Origin of the sequence: uncultured Microbacterium sp. (assembly GCF_963521695.1) — a bacterium.
Taxonomy (GTDB): Bacteria; Actinomycetota; Actinomycetes; order Actinomycetales; family Microbacteriaceae; genus Microbacterium.
In genome coordinates, this window is the sequence record NZ_CAUQWC010000316.1 from 1 (window position 1) to 2957 (window position 2957).

The window sequence follows — 2957 nt, forward strand, 5'->3', positions numbered from 1 at the left end:
GCGTGCCCGGGGAGGCTCAGACGACGACGAGCTGAACGGCCAGCAGCAGGGCGGCCAGCATCGTGAGCTGGAAGACGGCGCGACCGGGACGCTTCACGATCACCAGCACGGCGGTCGCCAGCGCCACGGCCACGACGGCCGCGAAGAACAGGATGCCGATGAGGCTCGACCCCGCACCGAGCAGCACCGCCACCGCCCCGACGACGATCCCCGCGGCGGCGAGCAGCACCGACGCACGCGCGCCGAGACGGTGCGGAAGGCCGCGGACGCCGGTGCGCCGGTCGTCGTCGAGGTCGCGCACGACGTTCGTCAGGTGCACCGCGGCGCCCAGCGCGGCCCCCGCGACCGATGCCCACACCGCGGCGAACGCGGGAGCCGAGGTCGACAGCGTCGCGAACGAGGGGAACAGCCCGAAGCTCAGCAGGAACGGGACGATGGATATCGGCGTCGACTTCAGGCCCGCGTTGTACGCCCACGCCGAGGCGAGGGCGACGGAGTGGGCGGCGACGAGCCCGGGTCCCAGCGGTATCGACAGGGCGAGGGCGACGACGACCGCCCCCACGGCGACGGCGAGCGCCTGACCGGCGGTGACCGCTCCCCCGGCGATGGGCTTGTCGGTGCGGCCGACCGCGGCATCCCTCGCCCCGTCGATGGCGTCGTTCGAGAGCCCCACCGACACCTGGCCCGCGAAGACCGCGGCCACGAGCAGAACCAGGCGTCCGGGCTCGACACCGGCGGCGATGCCGAGCGCGAGCGACAGGGCGGTGACGACGAGCGTGGGTCCGGGGTGGGTCGAGGCCCACAGCGCCCCGATGATGCCCGCACGCCCCCGAGAGGCGGGGGCGAGGGGCGGCTCCGCCGCGGCATCCGTCACCCGATGACGCTACCGCGGGCGGCTCTCCCTCGGTCCCCGCGCCCGGCTGTGCGACCGCGATCGACCGAGAGCGCCGCCCGGGCCCTTGCACGGCCCGGGCGGCGCAGGTCGGTCACAGGTCTTCGGGAGCGAGGTCGCCCTGGCCCTCTTCGCCGAGCTCGACGACACCCGGGTCCTGGCCCTGGGAGTCGGTGCCGGTGTCGAGGGGGTGGATGTCGTCCAGCGGGATATCGCTGTCGTCCGCGGGGATCTCAGCGGGGTCGGCACCCGTGGCGGTGGCCGGGTTGATGTCCTCGGGGTCGGCCCCCTCGTCGAGGGCCGTGGTCGCGTCCCACTCGGCCTGCGCCGGGTCGAGCGCGGGGTCGGGCTCTATGGACGTGTCGCCGTCGCGCAGGGGCTGCACGCCCGCGAGCCCCGCGTCGGCGGCGGGGGTCGTCTCGGCGGTGGTCGGGTCGATCGAAGCGTCGCTCATGGGGGGTCCTTCCGTCGGACGCGGGTCGCCGCCAGGATCAGCGGTGCTCTCATCCCACACGGCGCACCCGCCGCCGGTGTGCCCCTTGACACGCGTCGGGCGTGCTCCGCCCCTCCGCGAAGCGCTGCCGCTCGCGCGCGACGGTCGCCGTCGGAGACGCTGTCAAGGCGCTGGCGCCGCGGGGCCGGGCGGGCGAGCGTGAGGGAGACGAGAGGATCTCCCATGAACGACTCCCGCCCTACCACGCCTGAACAGATCGTCGTCATCGGCGGTGGCAACGCCGGGCTGTCGGTCGCCGGCCGCCTGCATCGCGCCAGTGTCGGAGAGATCACCGTGATCGAGCCGCGCGAGCAACACGTGTTCGCGCCTCTGCAGTCCCACATCGCCGGCGGTGCCGCGCGCGCCTCCGAGGCTGTTCGTCGTCAGGTCGACGTCATCCCTTCGGGGGTGCGGTGGGTGCGCGACGAGGTCTTCACCGTGGATGCCGACGCGCGGCGCGTGCACTTCGTCTCGGGCGAGCACCTCGACTACGACCAGCTGGTGGTCTGCGCCGGCATGCGCATGGCCTGGGAGCAGGTACCCGGTCTTCCCGAGGCCATGGCTGAACCCACCGGTATCTCGAACTACGACTACGACCTCGCCGCGAAGGCATCCCCGGTGCTCCGCGACCTGCGCGCGGGAACCGTCGTGTTCACGCAGCCGCCGGAGCCGGCGTCCTGCGGCGCCGCGGCACAGAAGCCGATGTACCTGGCGTGCGACTGGTGGCGATCGATCGGCGTGCGCGACGACATCCGCGTCGTGTTCGTGTGCCCCGACCCCGTGCCCTTCGGCATCCCCGCCATCGATCGGGAACTGCAGCGAAAGCTCGACGAGTACGGCATCGAGGTGCGCTACAGCCGCGAACTCCGATCAGTGGATGCCGGAGCGGGCACGCTCGTGATCGGCCATGGCGACGCGGAGGAGACGCTGTCGTACGACGTGCTGCACGCGGTCCCGCCGCAGCGGGCGCCGGAGTGGATCGCGGGGAGCGGTCTGGCGGCATCCGACGATCGGCACGGGTTCGTCGACGTCGACCCCGAGACCTTCCAGCACGTGCGCCACCCCGAGGTGTGGTCGGTGGGGGATGCCGCCACCGTCGCCACGCGACGCTCGGGCGGGGCCATCCGGCAGCAGGCGAAGGCGCTGGTGAAGAACATGAAAGCCGTGCGCGACGGTCGTACGCCCTCAGCGAAGTACAACGGCTACAGCGTCGTGCCCTTCACGGTGTCACGCGGCACCGTGGTGTTCGCGGAGTTCGACCGGGAGGGACGGCTGCAACCGACGGTCCCGTTCTGGCGCTCGCTGTACCGTGAGCGCCGGCTGTCGTGGATCGCCGACCGCCGCATCCTGCCGTGGGTGTACTGGCACCTGATCCTGCGCGGCCTCGCCTGACCAGGATGTCCCCGTCCCCGCCGCCGCGGTCTCGGTAGGGGCCGTCGCTGCGTGCACGCAAGGGGTACGCCGTCGTCGCGACGCCGGTGGGTGTCCCGCCGCCGCCACGCTCTGGGTGCCCACGCGACGCACGCACGCTGAGGGTCCTCGGACGCTGCCACGCTCGGGGTGCCCGGGCGA

3 protein-coding genes are annotated in these 2957 nt (G+C 73.1%); 1 reads left to right on the plus strand and 2 read right to left on the minus strand.

Annotated features, from left to right (window positions below):
* Positions 1-16: 16 nt before the first annotated feature.
* A complete protein-coding gene (locus tag RWP81_RS15765; RefSeq protein ID WP_314457696.1) occupies positions 17-874 on the minus strand; it encodes a UbiA family prenyltransferase in 858 nt (285 codons plus the stop codon).
* A 112-nt stretch (positions 875-986) separates the two neighbouring features.
* On the minus strand, positions 987-1346 hold the full coding sequence (locus tag RWP81_RS15770) for a hypothetical protein (protein ID WP_055956269.1): 360 nt from the start codon (positions 1344-1346) through the stop codon (positions 987-989).
* Positions 1347-1568: 222 nt separating this feature from the next.
* Here RWP81_RS15770 and RWP81_RS15775 point away from each other — a divergent pair, with 222 nt between their 5' ends.
* A complete protein-coding gene (locus tag RWP81_RS15775; protein ID WP_314457699.1) occupies positions 1569-2777 on the plus strand; it encodes an FAD-dependent oxidoreductase in 1209 nt (402 codons plus the stop codon).
* Positions 2778-2957: the final 180 nt, after the last annotated feature.